We start from the raw sequence: 15,890 nt of genomic DNA, 5'->3' as shown, positions 1-15,890 counted from the left end.
GGCGGTTTATGATCGTGGATGATTTAGTGTTAGCCAGAAGCCTGTTCGGGACAACCATGGGCTTTCATATTATTTTTGCGACGCTTGGTGTCGGCTTGCCTCTGATGATTTTAATGGCTGAATTGATTTATCAGAAAACAAAAGATCCGCATTATGCCATTATGGCGAAAAGGTGGACGAAGGCGCAGGCTGTTTTGCTCGGCGTGGCGATACCGACCGGAACGATCGCGGGTACACAGCTTGCCCTTTTGTGGCCCGGATTCATGGAAGTCATCGGCAGGGTGATGTCACTCCCGTTTCAGATTGAAATTTATGCTTTCTTTATCGAAGCGCTGTTTATGTCCATTTATGTCTACGCCGCTGACCGGCTGACTCCGGCGATGCGCATCATTGCCGTTATTTTCGTTTTGATCGGCGCCGCGGCATCCGCCGTCTTAATCACAAATGTTCACGCATTTGAAGGAACGCCGGCCGGCTTTAAAATTTTAAACGGCAAAATCACTGACGTCGAACCGTGGGCAGCGTTTTTTAATCCAAGCTTTTTCACCACCGCGGGCCATGTCGTACTGACGGCTTTCATGACCGGTGCATTTATCGTTGCGTCAGTTGCGGCTTATAAAATGCTGAGAACGAGAAAACAGGAGCAGGTATACCGCTTTCACCGAAAAGCGCTGCTGCTCGCCTTAACGATCGGCGGAATCTTTTCCATTCTTGCCTCTTTAAACGGTCACGAGTCAGCCCAGCTTCTTTACGAATACCAGCCTGAGAAGCTTGCGGGCGCAGAAGGGCTGTTTGAAACTAGATCACACGCTCCGCTTGCGATCGGGGGTTTTACTGACGCAAAAGAAGAAAAAGTAAAATGGGCGATAGAAGTACCGTGGGCTTTAAGCTTTTTGGCTGCAAACAGCTTTGATACCGTCGTCAAAGGATTGAACGCGTTTCCGAAAGACGAGTGGCCGCCTTTATTCATCCATACACTTTTTAACGGAATGGTCGGCATCGGGATGCTGCTCATTTTGTACTCAATCGTCGGCATCGTCTGGAGAAAAATTTTAAAGAAAGACAGCTTTCCGACTTGGCTTTTGATTTTATTTTTAACCGCAGGACCGCTTAGTCTGATCGGAATTGAATTCGGGTGGATATTCGCTTGTACGGGGCGGCAGCCATGGGTGATTTACCATCTCCTGAAAACGTCTGATGTCGTCACGACAACCGGTTCAATCGGTTTGCTGTTCATCCTGTTTACGGTCGTTTACGCCATTTTGGCAGCCGCAGTCATTTATGTGCTGCTTTATTATTTCCGCAAACATCCCGTTGAGGAGGATGTAAAAGCGGCGGAATCCTAACAATAGAAAGGGCTGAATTGAAATGGACATTACCATGGATGCTCTCATTGCGATATCAATCGTATGGGGCTTCGTGTTTATCTACGCGGTCATGGCAACGATGGACTTCGGAGCAGGCTTTTGGTCGATGATTTATTTAAATAGAGAACAAACAAAGGCGACAAACATCGCCAACCGTTATTTGTCCCCGACATGGGAAGTGACCAACGTCTTTATCGTCGCGATCGTTGTCGCCCTATTCAGCTTCTTTCCAGGGGCAACCTTCGTGCTGGGAACCGTTTTATTGATCCCGGGGAGTATTATTTTGCTGCTTTTGGCCATCCGCAGCGGCTTTCTCGTCTTCTCCAATACTGCGAAGGAAAGAAAAATCATGAGATATATCTCCGGAATTTCGGGCTTCATTATTCCCGCTGTGCTGATTTTGGTCCTTCCGGTCACACACGGAGGATTTATTGAGAAGACGGGCGGCGTGTATCACCTGAATTTGGCAAATGTCTTTACAAGCCTTAATGCGTATGCGTTTATCGGCTTTGCCATTTTAAGCACTTTATTTTTATCTTCACTGCTTCTGGCCGATTTTTCAAATGTTGCGGAAGAGGAGCATGCGTACCGCATCTACAGACGGAGCTCTTTACTAACAGGGCCGCTGTCGCTTCTGTTTGCCTTCTTCATTATGCTGACATTACGCTCTGAAGCCGGCTGGCTGTATACGGGGATGATGAAAGACAAGACATGGCTCATTCTGTCTGTCATTACATTTATCATTGCCGGCGTGGCTCTGTTTTTGCCGAATAAGCGCTTCGGCCGCAACCTCGGCAAACCGAGAATCGCCATGATCGCCATTGCGCTTCAATACTTTCTGGCAAGCTATGCATACGGACGGGCGCATCTTCCTTATATGATTTATCCGGATATTACGGTCATGTCAGGATTTACGGAGCCGGCAACCTTCAGGGCGCTGTTTATGACGTATATCGTCGCTTTCATCATTTTGTTTCCCGGGTTTTATTTCTTCTGGAAGCTCTTTATGAAAGACAGACGTTATATCCGCCAGGAGGAATAACAGAAATCAAGGCGGCTCATACTAATGGCGTACCTTTTATCTTGGAGGGGAGCCAGCATGGACCAAAAAATTCTGTGTGAAGTCAATAACTGTTCATATTGGGGCAGAGGAAACAAATGCACGGCCGACGCTATTTATGTGGTCAGCCATACAGGCGAAACCGCTGAAAAAAGTGAAGAAACGGATTGCAAAACCTTTAAACCGCATGATTTATAAAAGAAAAGAGCTGTTTTATACAGCTCTTTTTAATTTCCGCGCCGCAAGCCTTTTTGAAATCAGCCCTTGAGCCGGAGAAAACAGAAAGGCCAGCAGAAAAAACACGCCGGTCATCGCAGCCATCGCACCTGAAATTGACACGTTGAGCCATGTGGCGGCGCCATATCCCAATACGGCTGACAGCCCGCCGATACCCGCGCTGATGAAAAGCATGGAAGAAAGGCGGTTTGTCAGTAAATAGGCGGCTGCAGGCGGTACAATCAGCATCGCAACGACTAAAACCGCTCCCACTGAATCAAAAGAAGCAACCGTCGTAAGCGACAGCATACCCATCTGCACATAATGAATGACCAGGACAGGAATGCCGATGGCTATCGCCATTTCCGGGTCAAAGGCGGCGATTTTAAATTCTTTATAGCAGCAGACAATCAGCAGCACATTGATGATAAGCACAGATAAAATCATCCAAAACGCTTTAGGGCCGATATCAGCGCCGAACAGCTGAGCTGTATTCCACGGAACGAAAGCAATTTCTCCCATAAGCGAATGTTCTATATCAAGATGTACATGTTTGCCGTATACAGACAGCAGAATGACGCCGACCGCAAACAAGGACGTAAAGACGACACCGATAGCCGCGTCAGACTGCACGCCTTTACTGTGCAGAAACTGTACGAAAAAAGCCGTCAGCAGCCCGGATGCCGCAGCTCCGATAAACATCGGAATTCCGTTAAGGGCTCCCGTCACAAGGAAAGCGCCGACAATTCCGAGCAGCACCGTGTGGCTGATCGCGTCAGCAAGCATCGCCATGTTTCTCAGCACAAGAAAAGTGCCGATTAACGCGCAGCTCACGCCGACTAAGATTCCCGTTGCGATAATCCACGCTTCATAACTCATTGTAAGCGCCTCCTTTCTCCTTTTGAAGTGATTCATTCGGCATTCGCCCGTGCAATCGTAAAAGCTGCAAAAGCTTTTCTTTCAGTTCTTTCGGCAGAAGATCCGGATGAAATTCGTCCCTGGCGGCCGTTTCTATACCGGCCAGTTCCGTTTCATGCATGAGGTAAACTTCATACATGCGCTGTGATAAGACAATTTCGTATCCCTTCGTCAGCCCTGCCTCCGTCATCCGCCATTGTTCGGCTCCGCTGCGCTTGAGGTATCCCTTTTTCTCCAGTTTCCTGATAGGGCGCTCCCATTCTTTTTTCAACATCTGCCCGGTGACTGAGGTTTCATTCGTTTGTTCACTCATCTCGTAAATAGCTGAGAGCGTTTGCTCAAAAGCGGTCTTTTTTCTCAGCCGGAAAAGTTTAACCGTCTTTGACACCAGTCCGCGATCCGGAGCGAATAATAGAGAAAACAGAAAAACGGAAGCCGCGCTTAAAATAATTAACGGCCCGGTCGCCATACCGTCCGTCGTCGTACTTAAAAGCGTTCCCGCCACACCGGATAACCCGCCGATTAATCCGGACAGCACGATCATGACCGTTAAACGCTCCGTCCAATACCTTGCGGCGATCGCCGGCGTAATAAGCATGGCCGCCATTAAGATGACACCGACCGTCTGCAGCCCGATCACAACCGCACAAACAATTAAAAAAACCAGCAGTCCGTTCAGAAACCTGACAGGCAGTCCCGCCCCTTTCGCAAATGCCATATCAAATGTGATCAATTTGAATTCCTTAAAAAAGACGGCGCACAATAAAAGCAGAACGGCAGAAATGACTCCGATGATGACAATGTCCTGTTTAACGAGTGACGCCGCCTGACCGAATAAAAAAGAATCAAGCCCGCTCTGGCTTCCGGAACCGAGTCTTTGAATATAGGTCAGAAGAATAATGCCGATCCCGAAAAACACGGACAATACGATGCCGATCGCAGAATCCTCCTTCGTTTTTGAATGCTCCGTGATGTTCTGGATGCACCAAGTTCCCGCAAGCCCCGCGGCAGCCGCTCCGATCAAGAAGAACAGCATCGTCTTTTCTCCGGCAATGAGAAACGCAAGACATACTCCGGGCAAAGCCGAATGAGCCATGGCGTCGCCGATCAGACTCTGCCTCCTGAGAAGCACAAAGCTTCCCAGCACGCCGCTTGCCATGCCGAGAAGCAAAGTTCCCGCCAACACCCATTGGGTATTCGGTTCCTGAAGCTGAAGCCATATATGATGCAGCGCCATCAGCCCGTTCCCCCTTCGGCCAGGAGGTGATCTTTCAAAAATGCAAGCCTTCCTCCGTACGTTTTTTGTAAATTTTCGATTGTAAACACGTGTTCAGTCGGTCCGAAAGCAATCTTTCTCATGTTCAGCAGCAGCATCCAATCGAAATACTCCTTTGCCGTCTGCAGGTCATGATGGACGACGAGCACGGTTTTTCCTTTTTGTTTTAATTCCGTCAACAGCGTGATAATCGCCCGCTCCGTAGCGGCGTCAACTCCCACAAACGGTTCATCCATAAAGTATATATCCGCATCCTGACATAAAGCCCGGGCCAGAAAAACCCGCTGCTGCTGGCCTCCTGAAAGCTGGCTGATCTGCCTTTTGGCATAATCAAGCATACCGATCTTATCCAAACAGGCTTCAGCAAAATCAATATCACGTTTTTTCGGACGCCTGCACCAGCCGATATGCCCATATCTTCCCATTAAAACGACATCCAGAGCGCTTGTCGGAAAATCCCAATCCACAGAACCGCGCTGCGGAACATAGCCGATCCTCTTCCGCTCCTTTTCTGATGATTTCCCATAAATAGAGACCGTTCCGGAGGCGCTTGGCGTTAATCCTAAAACAGCTTTTATCAACGTTGATTTTCCGGCTCCGTTCGGCCCGATAATCCCGATCAGTTTTCCTTCCGGCACCTGCATGGTGACGTTCTGCAGGACCGGTTTTTTGTGATAGGCTACCGTCACATTTTCAATGCTGACAGGATACACGTCATTCTCTCCCTTCCTGTTTATTTTAATGAGCTGACAATCGTATCTATGTTATGGGCGATCATACCGGCGTACGTGCCCTCTTTTGTCCCCTTTTCGCCCATGGCATCTGAATACAGCCAGCCGCCGACCGAAACATCATGACCTTTTTCTTTGGCGCCCTCAACAACCGCGTTTATTGACTTTTTCGATACGCTGCTTTCCGTAAACACAGCTTTAATTTCCTTATCCGCAAGCAGACTGACAAGCTTTTGAACATCTTTCAGTCCGTAATCAGAGTCCGTGCTCAGCCCTTGAAGTCCTCTGACCTCAAATCCGTATTCCTTGCCAAAATACGCAAAGGCATCATGTGCCGTAACTAGTACACGGCTTTTTTCGGGAATTGTCCCGATCTTTTCTCTCGATTTTTTATCTAAAGATTTCAAATTCTCTTTATACTCTTGGGCGTTTTTTGTAAAGTCGTCTGCATATTCCGGTTTTGCTTTTTTTAATTGCGCTTCGATTTCGTCAACGGCATACAGCCATAACGGAATGCTGAACCATACATGCGGATCATACATATTCTCACCCGCTGGAATCAATTTCTCCTTCGGTATTGATTCAGCCACTGCTGCGGACGGCTTTTGCCTGCTGATTTTCGTTAACATATGCTCCATTTTCCCCTCTAAGTGAAGTCCGCTGTATAAAACAACATCCGCCTCCGTTAATTTTTTCGTATCTCCTTGTGATGCTTTATAAAGATGCGGGTCGACTCCAGGCCCCATCAGTGACGTCACTTCAACATGGTCTCCGCCGATATGTTCAGCGGCGTCAGCCACCTGAGAAGTGGTAGCCGTAATCGTGAGCTTTCCTTTTTGTCCGCCTGAAGATTCAGAGCTGCATGAAGACAATGCAAAACAAACCATCAGCACAGACGCCATTACACTGCTTTTTTTCATATCCGTCCCCTTTCCTTTGTCCCGTTCTCTTTTAAATGTGATGTTGATGTCAGTCTTATGACAATTCTTTATATTTAAGAACAAATGATTGATACAGGACAAAAAGTTTCCTTTGTGCAAAATTATCGCACACACTCACATTTGTCAAGTGTCCGCTCATTAAAAAAACCGGCTGATACAGCCGGTTCAAACGGGGGAAGGGGTGATGATGAACAGTTTCAATATAACAGCAGCATACAGGCAGCTCAACTCGCTGAAATGTCTTTTTATCAGTTGTTTGTCGTAAAAACGTCCATTTGGGTGACGTATTTTCTCATTATTTCCTGATTGACTTCGACACCCAGTCCGGGACCGTCCGGAACAGAGATGAACCCCTCTTCGATATGGATGTCGGGAGTGACAATATCCTCCTCCCAGTATCGGTCTGATGAGGAAATATCACCTGGTATCGTAAATTGCGGCAGCGAAGCAAGCGCGACTGTCTGCGCTCTCGAAATGCCGGTTTCAAACATTCCGCCGCACCAAACCGGCATGTGATGCTCTCTGCATAAGTCATGTATTTTTAAAGCCTCTGTCAGGCCTCCTACACGCGCCGGTTTTATGTTAATGATTTTACAGCTCCCAAGCTCAATCGCCCGCCTTGCGTCATCATATGAGCATATGCTTTCATCAAGGCATACCGCGGTTCTCAAGTGTTTCTGCAGGTGGCGGTGATCGACAATATCATCTGCCTGAAGCGGCTGTTCTATCATCATGAGCTGGAATTCATCCAACTCTTTCAGCCTGCTGATGTCTTTCAGTTCATATGCCGAGTTGGCATCCGCCATCAGCGGTACGTTCGGAAAACGGCTGCGGATGGCTCTGACCAGATCAACGTCATGGCCGGGCTGAATTTTTATTTTTATACGTTGATAACCTTCTTTTACGTATTGCTCAATTTCCCGAAGCATCTCATCAGCCGAAGCAAGACCCACCGCCACGCCGGCGGGCACTTTATCTCTTTTGCCCCCTAAGGCTTCTGCGAGTGATATCCCTTTTTTCTTGGCATATAGATCCCACACGGCTGATTCCAGCCCCGCTTTTGCCATGCGGTTTCCTTTGAAACGCGCGAGACTGTCAGGCACCTCTGACGGATGGAAAAACTCGCGGCCTACGACATTCGGGATGAAAAAATCTCTCAGCATATGCGCGCATGTCTGAATCGTTTCTTCTGTATACCACGGAGAAGAAAACGCCGATACCTCCCCCCAGCCGGTTCTCCCGGTTTCATCGATCGCTTCCACGATCAAAAATTTACGGTCCTGCAGCGTTTCAATACTTGTTTTAAACGGTTTTTTCAGCCTCATACTTACATGATAAAGGGTGATTTTTTCAATCTTAATCATGACAATTCTCCTTTACGAAGCTCATTCAGCCGATGTCTCATCAGTTTATTGGACGCGTTCCGCGGGAGCTCGTCAACCGCGAAAAAAGCAGCCGGTATTTTATATTTTGCAAGCCGCTCACGGCAAAAGGCGGTCAGCTCCTCAGAACTGACAGAAGAAGTCAGCACGAGAAAAGCATGCGGCACTTTCCCCCACTTCGGATCTTCTGCTCCCGAAACACCGGCCTCCGCTACAGCCGGATGGGCAAGCAGCGCCGCTTCCACTTCTGCCGGGTAGATGTTCTCTCCGCCTGAAATAATGAGGTCCGACCGCCTGTCCAGCACGTATAAAAACCCTTCATCATCCAAATAGCCAAGATCGCCCGTTTTAAACCATCCATTATGAAAAGCGGCCTGGTTTGCGTCGTCACGATGGTAATACCCTTTCATTACATTCGGGCCTTTCACCGTAATTTCACCGTGTTCAAACGGCGCACAAGGGTTTCCGTCTTTTTCAATTCTAATTTCGCATGAAAACAGCGGTTTACCGGCCGAGCCGAGCTTGTCCATGCTGAATTCCGGAGAAAGCGTGACAATCTGTGAGCAGGTTTCAGTCAAGCCGTAAGATTGGAATACCGGAAATTGTTTCCTGCGGCATTCTTCAAGGAGCGGCAGCGGTGCCGGCCCCCCGCCAAGCAGAATGCAGCGCAGTGATTCAGGACATTGTTCAGTTTCCGCAAGCAGGCCCGAAAGCATGGTCTGCACCGCTGAAATGATCGTGACCTGATGGCAGCTGATGCTGTCAAGCACATCGGTGACAGAAAATTTTTGATGAAGCACGACAGGCATGCCGTAAATGACCGACTTAAACAGCGCAGACAGACCGCTGATATGAAACAGCGGCAGCGCAATAAGCCAGCGGTCCCGCTCCGTGACCCCCAGATTCAGCGCAGACGATACAGCGCTGGAATAATGATTACCGAAAGTCTGCTGCACCCCCTTCGGCCTTCCCGTTGTTCCTGACGTATACATAAGAGTCGCCGTATCATCAAGCGTTACATAAGCTTCAGGTTCAATGTCACCCGCCTCTTCAGCCTGCAGCTCGTCCACATCTGCGGCGGCAACCGCAGATTCATATTCTTCACGGCAAAAACCGTCCTCCGTCAATAAAAGCTTTGCCTGTGAATCTTCGAGCTGAAACAACCGTTCCTGTTTTGAGAGTTTCGTATTCAACAGCACAGCTTCCGCCCCTAATAAGAAGCAGGCGTGAACGGCATAAACCATTTCCGGTCTGTTAGAAAGCAAAATCGCGGCACGGTCTCCTTTTTTAAGCGAGCAGTATTTGGACAGCCGCGCGGCCATTTGTTTAGAAGCATGATATAATTCTCTGAATGTCATCTGTTTGTTTTCAAATATGAGAGCGATTCTCTCTGGTGTCAGCTGAGCCCTTTGAATGAGCCAATTCGGCTGTTCTGTCAGCATGTTATCATCTCCGAGGTAAAAGTACTTTTTTTGAAAAGAAAACAGCTTGGACCAGAGCGGCTCAAGCTGTTTCGTAGTTTCATCTGATCACGGAAAACGAGGGAATTGACCGAAATCGGGACTGCGTTTCTCTTTAAAGGAATCGCGGCCTTCTTTCGCTTCGTCAGTCGTGTAATAAAGAAGCGTTGCATCTCCTGCAAATTGCTGAATTCCGGCGAGGCCGTCTGTATCTGCGTTAAATGCCGCTTTAAGGAAACGAAGGGCTGTAGGGCTTTTCTCAAGCATTTCTTCACACCATTTAATTGTTTCCTCTTCAAGTTTCTCTAATGGGACAACCGTATTGACAAGCCCCATGTCGAGCGCTTCCTGCGCGTTGTATTGACGGCACAGGTACCAGATTTCACGGGCTTTCTTATGTCCGACGATACGCGCCAGGTAACCTGAGCCGTAACCGGCGTCAAAGCTTCCCACTTTCGGTCCGGTTTGGCCGAAAATCGCATTATCGGCCGCAATCGTTAAATCACAGACGATATGAAGCACATGGCCTCCGCCGATGGCATAGCCTGATACCATCGCTACGACCGGTTTAGGAATAACACGGATCAAACGCTGAAGATCAAGCACATTCAGACGCGGGATCTGATCGTCTCCGACATATCCGCCGTGACCGCGGACTTTTTGGTCTCCGCCTGAACAGAATGCTTTATCTCCCGCTCCCGCAAGAACGATGACACCAATATTGGAGTCATCACGCGCACAAGCAAACGCGTCAATCATTTCTGATACCGTCTTAGGAGTAAATGCGTTATGTACCTCCGGGCGGTTAATTGTTATTTTTGCAATACCGTTATACGTCTCGTACAGGATTTCATCGTACTGGCGTTCACTTTTCCATTCTGCAGCCATTGATATGACCTCCTTCATTTTTGCCTGAGTCCGGCCGAAAAGCTATTTTCTTTATGCTTTACAAGCCGTATAAAAACTCACTTACTATCTTACCAAAAATTCGCGGCTGTTCCACATGTACCGTGTGCCCCGCCTGTTTGACAACCTCTATTTTACTTGATGGGAGCAGGTTATGCACCTTTTGATTAATAGCGCAAAACTTTTCATCCCATTCACCGCATATGAGCAGGACGGGCGCCTTGATGCGGTGTAATGCCTCCCACCAGGAAGGCTGTGAGCCCGTCCCCATTCCGAGCAGGCTGCCTGCAAGTCCGGACGGATTATTTTTCAGCCTGCCGGCACGGATGGATGCCTTTACGCTGTCCGGCAGAGAAAGCTGCGTGGCAAACAACGGAATGCTCTCCCAATAATCGACAAACGATGTTATACCTTCCCGCAATATAAAGTCAGCAAGCTTCCGGTCTGACTGAATCCGCTTCTTGCGTTCCTGAAGCGTGCTCAGGCCCGGGGTTGTACTTTCCAAAACAAGCGCTGACACCCGATGCGGAAATGCCTGTGCAAAGGAATACGCAAGTCTCCCCCCCATAGAATAACCAATAAGTTTCACTTTGTGAAGTTTTAATTGATCAAAAACGGCGGCAAGGTCCGCAACCTGCCGGCTCGTAGTATACCTTGCCGCTTGCACAGGCGCGTCTGTCTCCCCGTGACCCAGGCAGTCAATCATCACCATTCGTTCGCCGGGAAACATGCCGCGTAAAAACATCCATGATTCTTTGCTGCCCGTAAATCCATGCAGACAAACAATAGCTTCAGACGATTCGTGTCCGCTATCAGCAGCCCGATAGCATACACCGTCTGCCGTTTTAACAGTTACAGTTTCCATTCTTTTTTCACTTCCCGCACTGCGGCCTGCAGCAGATCGCGATGGAATTGAACTCTTGATGTCCGATCTGTTTTCAGCTCGATTATATGAAGTCCGGGCTTGTCCGCCTGCGGCTGATACGCATCCTTAAATGCTTCCCATGTCTCAGGGCAAGTATACGTCCCGCCGTACAGTGCGGCGGCATGCCGGAAATCAAGACCCGTCGGCGTACCGAACAGTTCTTCAAAATGAGTCTTATCAGATGCCTGCGGCAAAAACGAGAAAATCCCGCCGCCATCATTGTTTATTAAAATAACCGTAAGCGGAATTCCAAGTTTTTTAGCCGCTAACAGCCCGTTTAAATCATGGTAAAACGATAAATCTCCAATTACAAGCGTGACAGGAGCTTTTGTACCCTCACACAGTCCCATAGCCGAGGAGACAACTCCGTCAATGCCGTTAGCGCCGCGGTTGGCATAAACACGGAAGGAACGATCTTGTTTTTCAAAGAACGTATCCACGTCGCGAATCGGCATGCTGTTGCCGACAAAAATCGAACTGCCTTCAGGGACAAGGTGCTGAAGCTGACGATATACATTTCCTTCAAATGATAAATCATCCATGTTCGCGGCCTGTAAATGACTCCGGAACCGGTCATTGACAAATTGCCATTTCTCAAGCCATTCGGACGGCCGTTTTCCGGTTTCAGCTGAACGGACCGCTTCCAAAAACACCGACGGATGGCAATGAATCATATGCGCGCCGGCCTGGGTGGGATCTCTCCATCCTCCGTCTTCATCGACGATAAACTGCTCAATGGCAGGATCATCTCTGAGCCATAAAAAGAGCGGTTTGGAAACCGGCATCGGACCGAAGCGGATCACAGCGTCAGGGCGCAGCGCCTCTTTTATTTCTTCATCTTTTAAAAACGAGTCATAAGCATCAATAATCAGCGTCTTATCATGCTCCCCGTTTCGGAGGTTTGAAAGCGGATCAGCCAAAATCGGGAACTGAAGCATCTCGGCAAGCGCGATGATTTGCTGCTTTTCTGCTTCACCGTGAATTTCGCCGCAGACGATCATACCTCTTTCGGTACCCGCGAGACGCTCTGTAATATGACAGAGAGAGTCTTGAGCAGCTGACTGAATCCCTGTTGTGACTGAGACGTGCCGCCCCTTTCTCATTCTTTCAAAAGGTCCGGCTGATAAATCCGGCATCAAAGGCTCTCTGAGCGGCACATTGATATGGACCGGCCCCATCGGGCGCTTCCCGGCTTCACTTACGGCTCTGCCGGCCAATGTTCTGATATAGCTCAGCATTTGAGGATTTTCTTCAGGCAGAGCCGAGTCTGTGAAAAACTTAACAAAGTTACCGAACAGAAAATGCTGGTTAATCGCCTGAGGCGCCCCCACTTCCCTCAATTCATGAGGCCGGTCAGCAGTCAGGACAATAAGCGGCACTCTTGAATAATGAGCTTCAATCACGGCCGGATAGAAGTTAGCCGCTGCCGTTCCTGACGTACAAATCAGCATGACCGGACGCTGGCGGGCTTTTGCAAGACCGAGTGCGAAAAAACCTGCGGACCGTTCATCAATCTGTATATGGACTTGAATATCCGGGTGGGCCGCCGCCAAAACCGCCAAGGGAGTTGACCTCGACCCCGGGCAAACAACTGCATCGGTCACACCCGATAGAGCGAATTCATCAATAAAGCTTCCGATATAATGTGTAATCGGGTTTGTCAAAGCCTTTCACCTCCTAAAGCAGAGATCATCGGCTTTAGTTTAATTTGTGTTTCTTCATATTCTGATTGCGGATCTGAATCTTCAACAATGCCGCAGCCTGCGAAAAGCCGCGCACTTTTGCCTTCAATCAGCCCTGATCGGATAGCCACGACAAATTCTCCGTTTTCCCTGCCGTCCATCCAGCCGATCGGAGCCGCGTACCATCCGCGTGTCATCGGTTCAATATCAGCGATAACTTTAATAGCTTTCTGCTGGGGAGCTCCGCCCAATGCCGGTGTGGGATGCAGCTTTTCAATTAAATCAAACAGCGAAGCGGACGTTTTAAGATGGCCTGTGATCGGCGTATATAGATGCTGAACACTTTTTGTTTTATATAATTGCGGACCTGCAGGCTTTTTCACATCCCTGCAGCTCGACAAGAAAGAATCGTGTATCATCTTAACCACAAAATCATGTTCCGCGAGATTTTTTTCGTCATGCAGCAATTCCTTGCCGAGACGCTCATCTTCTTGTTGATTTTCTCCGCGCTTAATTGAACCTGCCAGACAGGTGGACATAACGTCTTTGCCGGATTTTTTGATCAGCCGTTCCGGTGAAGCGCCGACAAAGCATTTATCTCCCTGCTCAATCGCAAAAACATAGCTTGTCGTTTGGTCCGTCAAAAGCTTACGGACAACGCTCTCTGCCGGAATAGGCCCATCATATGACAAAACGACTTCCCTTGCCAGCACGACTTTATCATATTGATTTGCTTTCATATCATTTGTTGCTGTTTTAATGGCTTCAAGCCAGTTTTCCACATCAAGTTCTTCCGCTTTTGTTAAAACAGGATATTCTTCATACTCGATTGAAGAAACTGAAAAAGCTTCCGAAAAAGATTTCAGACGTTTCAGCGTATCTTCTGCCTGATTACCGTCTGCCGCCCATTGATTGACGGTTAAATAATCACCATCTGCCGTCTTTGTCAGCATGAGTGAGGGAATAAAGAACAGTCCTTCTTCGAACCCGTTCCATTCGTCTCCTCTCTCTTCAGCGGGATTAAATGAAAAGCCGCCGAATAAAACAGGGCCGACCGCGGTATGCGCCGCCTCTTCTTCTTCATGAATATGAAAAGCCGTCTTTTTAAAGCGCTCCCATTGTTCAAAAACGTCGTGATAACGCTTTCCATTTTTTTCATTCGATTGGAACAGCGCTTCTGTGCCAAGACCGACTATTGTTAATTCACTACCGGGTTCTGACCAAAAAAATCGTTTGCCTTTATATTTTTTTGCTCCGTCTTTGAAAAATGATAGAGGGTCTAAAGACGCAATACGTCTTGAATAGCTCAATAAGACAGCATGGTTGACTTGTTTGGCTTTATGTAATGCATGATCTGCTTCCTCTCGGAACGTATGCTGCACCGTTGTCACCATGAGACATTCCTCCATAATCCGTTAAATGCTTTTAATACAATACACCTGTGATGACTTTGTGTCAAACACACAGATTTGAGCACGACAAAATGCCTGCATTTCTTATTATAAACCTTTTTGCGCAAATGAATAAAGAAACAAACTTGAATTTTCTTTCCCCACTCTCGGCAATCACTGTATCCTTTTACTTCCTCATGGGAAAATGACTATTTTTATCCACCATTTTTCTGCGAAAAAGCGTTCATACTAACAGTAAGCATCACATAGAAACGAGGGATTGATGTGCTTACAAACGAACAGATCACACACTTAAAAAAAGAATTGGAAGAAGCCAGACATGATATTTTAAGCCGCTTTAAAGAAAATGATCAATTTCAGTTAACTGATGAATTCCCGTATCAGTCATCCGGCGAATTGTCTTCCTATGACAATCATCCCGGCGATCAGGCGACCGAATTATACGAGCGGGAAAAAGACCTGGCTCTGCTCGACCATGAACGGGAGCACCTTCGCGACATTGATTACTCTCTGAAACAAATTGAAAACGGCACATACGGCACGTGTGAAGTCAGCGGCAAGGACATTCCTTATGACAGACTCGAAGCTCTGCCGACGGCTACGACATTGGCGGAATATTCCTCGCAGGATGCCGTTTCCAAAGACAGGCCGATTGAAGAGGAAACACCGTTCGGACAGTTTGAATTTGATGATGATGAATCAATCCGGGCGGCTTACGATAGTGAAGATGCTTATCAGGATGTTGAGGAATACGGAAACTCAGAAACGCCTCAGGATTTAGAGGATCCTCCGCTCAGCTATGGGGATATGACAATGAACTCAGAAGAAAACATCGGCTATGCTGAGGATTATGAAAACTTTATCGCGACAGATATTACCGGCAAAAACATTTCCGTGTATCCAAGCAAAGCACACGAAAAATATGAACAGGAACTGGACGAAGAAGGAATAATGACGACCTTTGGCGATCTTCATGCTGATTAAAACCCCGGCCTGCCGGGGTTTTTGAATACAAATAAATGGTTTGCTGCATTTTCACACTGAAAACCCATACACTTAATGGTGCATGAACCTTTTAAAAGGTTTTTAATATTTCCAAAAAAGGGAACTAACGTATTGACATTGAATGGCGGAGGGAACATCGGTGCGATTATTGTATTTATCATTACATATGTCTTGTTTTCTTTAGCGGGGGTTCTCTTTCCCATCGACCGGGAATGGTATGACGCGCTGCAAAAAACCGACTGGACGCCGAGCGGATCAGTGATCGGCATCATATGGGCGGTTTTGTTTGCGCTTATTTCGCTCTCAGCAGCCTTGATATACGCAAAGTTTTCATGTAAAGAATCCAAAGCTTTTTGGGTGATGCTTCTCATCAATTATATCGTGAATCAAGGATTCAGCTATTTTCAATTCACACAGAAAAATTTGCTTGCTGCATCTATCGATTGCCTGCTTGTGGCGGTGACAACACTCATTCTGTTGCTCATTGCCGGTAAATACAGTAAAGCTTCAGCCTGGCTTCTGGTTCCTTATTTATTATGGAGCGCTTTTGCCACATACCTGTCTTTTACCATTTATGCTATGAACGCATAATAAAAAACCTTGCATAGT

General features: G+C 47.7%; 15 protein-coding genes. 5 read left to right on the top strand and 10 right to left on the bottom strand.

What is annotated here, in order from left to right; genetic code table 11:
* The first annotated feature begins 14 nt into the window (after positions 1-14).
* Genes K3G25_RS03540 through K3G25_RS03530 form a run of 3 tightly spaced genes read left to right on the top strand, consistent with a single transcriptional unit; the run spans position 15 to position 2,625 of the window.
* Positions 15-1,346, top strand: a complete 1,332-nt coding sequence (locus K3G25_RS03540; protein WP_025649757.1) for a cytochrome ubiquinol oxidase subunit I — start codon at positions 15-17, stop codon at positions 1,344-1,346.
* Between the two features lie 22 nt (positions 1,347-1,368).
* Positions 1,369-2,409 carry a cytochrome d ubiquinol oxidase subunit II gene (locus K3G25_RS03535; RefSeq protein WP_014418703.1) on the top strand — a complete coding sequence of 347 codons (1,041 nt, stop codon included), beginning with the start codon at positions 1,369-1,371 and terminating at the stop codon, positions 2,407-2,409.
* 57 nt (positions 2,410-2,466) lie between these two features.
* On the top strand, positions 2,467-2,625 hold the full coding sequence (locus K3G25_RS03530) for a DUF1540 domain-containing protein (protein ID WP_007408842.1): 159 nt from the start codon (positions 2,467-2,469) through the stop codon (positions 2,623-2,625).
* A 15-nt stretch (positions 2,626-2,640) separates the two neighbouring features.
* On the opposite strand, the gene K3G25_RS03525 is transcribed toward K3G25_RS03530, so the two are convergent.
* From K3G25_RS03525 to K3G25_RS03480, 10 genes are all read right to left on the bottom strand, one after another.
* Positions 2,641-3,522 carry a metal ABC transporter permease gene (locus K3G25_RS03525; protein ID WP_061862507.1) on the bottom strand — a complete coding sequence of 294 codons (882 nt, stop codon included), beginning with the start codon at positions 3,520-3,522 and terminating at the stop codon, positions 2,641-2,643.
* A complete protein-coding gene (locus K3G25_RS03520) occupies positions 3,512-4,798 on the bottom strand; it encodes a metal ABC transporter permease (RefSeq protein WP_017418425.1) in 1,287 nt (428 codons plus the stop codon). The genes K3G25_RS03525 and K3G25_RS03520 overlap by 11 nt, the downstream gene beginning before the upstream one ends.
* Positions 4,798-5,550 (bottom strand): metal ABC transporter ATP-binding protein, encoded by a 753-nt coding sequence (locus K3G25_RS03515; protein WP_072177721.1) that lies wholly within the window; start codon positions 5,548-5,550, stop codon positions 4,798-4,800. Before K3G25_RS03515 ends, K3G25_RS03520 begins: the two co-directional genes overlap by 1 nt.
* Before the next feature lie 20 nt (positions 5,551-5,570).
* A complete protein-coding gene (locus tag K3G25_RS03510) occupies positions 5,571-6,488 on the bottom strand; it encodes a metal ABC transporter solute-binding protein, Zn/Mn family (RefSeq protein ID WP_094296104.1) in 918 nt (305 codons plus the stop codon).
* A gap of 269 nt (positions 6,489-6,757) precedes the next feature.
* Positions 6,758-7,873 (bottom strand): o-succinylbenzoate synthase, encoded by a 1,116-nt coding sequence (menC, locus tag K3G25_RS03505; protein WP_025649760.1) that lies wholly within the window; start codon positions 7,871-7,873, stop codon positions 6,758-6,760.
* Complete coding sequence (locus K3G25_RS03500) at positions 7,870-9,333, bottom strand: o-succinylbenzoate--CoA ligase (protein ID WP_109567150.1); 1,464 nt, start codon at positions 9,331-9,333, stop codon at positions 7,870-7,872. Before K3G25_RS03500 ends, menC begins: the two co-directional genes overlap by 4 nt.
* Before the next feature lie 87 nt (positions 9,334-9,420).
* Positions 9,421-10,239 carry a 1,4-dihydroxy-2-naphthoyl-CoA synthase gene (menB, locus tag K3G25_RS03495; RefSeq protein WP_003152221.1) on the bottom strand — a complete coding sequence of 273 codons (819 nt, stop codon included), beginning with the start codon at positions 10,237-10,239 and terminating at the stop codon, positions 9,421-9,423.
* 58 nt (positions 10,240-10,297) lie between these two features.
* The gene (menH, locus tag K3G25_RS03490; RefSeq protein ID WP_094296106.1) at positions 10,298-11,122 is read right to left on the bottom strand and encodes a 2-succinyl-6-hydroxy-2,4-cyclohexadiene-1-carboxylate synthase; all 825 of its coding nucleotides are present in this window, start codon (positions 11,120-11,122) and stop codon (positions 10,298-10,300) included.
* Positions 11,110-12,846, bottom strand: a complete 1,737-nt coding sequence (menD, locus tag K3G25_RS03485; protein WP_094296107.1) for a 2-succinyl-5-enolpyruvyl-6-hydroxy-3-cyclohexene-1-carboxylic-acid synthase — start codon at positions 12,844-12,846, stop codon at positions 11,110-11,112. The genes menH and menD overlap by 13 nt, the downstream gene beginning before the upstream one ends.
* A complete protein-coding gene (locus K3G25_RS03480; protein WP_134986597.1) occupies positions 12,843-14,258 on the bottom strand; it encodes an isochorismate synthase in 1,416 nt (471 codons plus the stop codon). The genes menD and K3G25_RS03480 overlap by 4 nt, the downstream gene beginning before the upstream one ends.
* A 282-nt stretch (positions 14,259-14,540) precedes the next feature.
* On the opposite strand from K3G25_RS03480, the gene K3G25_RS03475 reads away from it, so the two are divergent.
* On the top strand, positions 14,541-15,260 hold the full coding sequence (locus K3G25_RS03475; RefSeq protein WP_007613312.1) for a TraR/DksA C4-type zinc finger protein: 720 nt from the start codon (positions 14,541-14,543) through the stop codon (positions 15,258-15,260).
* Between the two features lie 138 nt (positions 15,261-15,398).
* Positions 15,399-15,872 (top strand): TspO/MBR family protein, encoded by a 474-nt coding sequence (locus K3G25_RS03470; protein ID WP_232489734.1) that lies wholly within the window; start codon positions 15,399-15,401, stop codon positions 15,870-15,872.
* The last annotated feature ends 18 nt before the right edge of the window (positions 15,873-15,890 follow it).

The organism is Bacillus sp. FCW2 (assembly GCF_021228595.1).
Taxonomy (GTDB): Bacteria; Bacillota; Bacilli; order Bacillales; family Bacillaceae; genus Bacillus; species Bacillus velezensis.
The sequence above is the reverse complement of the archived record's forward strand: the minus strand, read 5'-3'. Positions and strand labels throughout refer to the sequence as shown.

Bases quoted from the DNA above. Each gene is read 5' to 3' on its own strand.
- K3G25_RS03510 (WP_094296104.1), bottom strand. From the start codon at position 6,488: ATGAAAAAAAGCAGTGTAATGGCGTCTGTGCTGATGGTTTGTTTTGCA.
- K3G25_RS03525 (WP_061862507.1), bottom strand. From the start codon at position 3,522: ATGAGTTATGAAGCGTGGATTATCGCAACGGGAATCTTAGTCGGCGTG.
- K3G25_RS03500 (WP_109567150.1), bottom strand. From the start codon at position 9,333: ATGCTGACAGAACAGCCGAATTGGCTCATTCAAAGGGCTCAGCTGACA.
- menH (WP_094296106.1), bottom strand. From the start codon at position 11,122: ATGGAAACTGTAACTGTTAAAACGGCAGACGGTGTATGCTATCGGGCT.
- menB (WP_003152221.1), bottom strand. From the start codon at position 10,239: ATGGCTGCAGAATGGAAAAGTGAACGCCAGTACGATGAAATCCTGTAC.
- menC (WP_025649760.1), bottom strand. From the start codon at position 7,873: ATGATTAAGATTGAAAAAATCACCCTTTATCATGTAAGTATGAGGCTG.
- K3G25_RS03480 (WP_134986597.1), bottom strand. From the start codon at position 14,258: ATGGTGACAACGGTGCAGCATACGTTCCGAGAGGAAGCAGATCATGCA.
- K3G25_RS03520 (WP_017418425.1), bottom strand. From the start codon at position 4,798: ATGGCGCTGCATCATATATGGCTTCAGCTTCAGGAACCGAATACCCAA.
- K3G25_RS03530 (WP_007408842.1), top strand. From the start codon at position 2,467: ATGGACCAAAAAATTCTGTGTGAAGTCAATAACTGTTCATATTGGGGC.
- K3G25_RS03535 (WP_014418703.1), top strand. From the start codon at position 1,369: ATGGACATTACCATGGATGCTCTCATTGCGATATCAATCGTATGGGGC.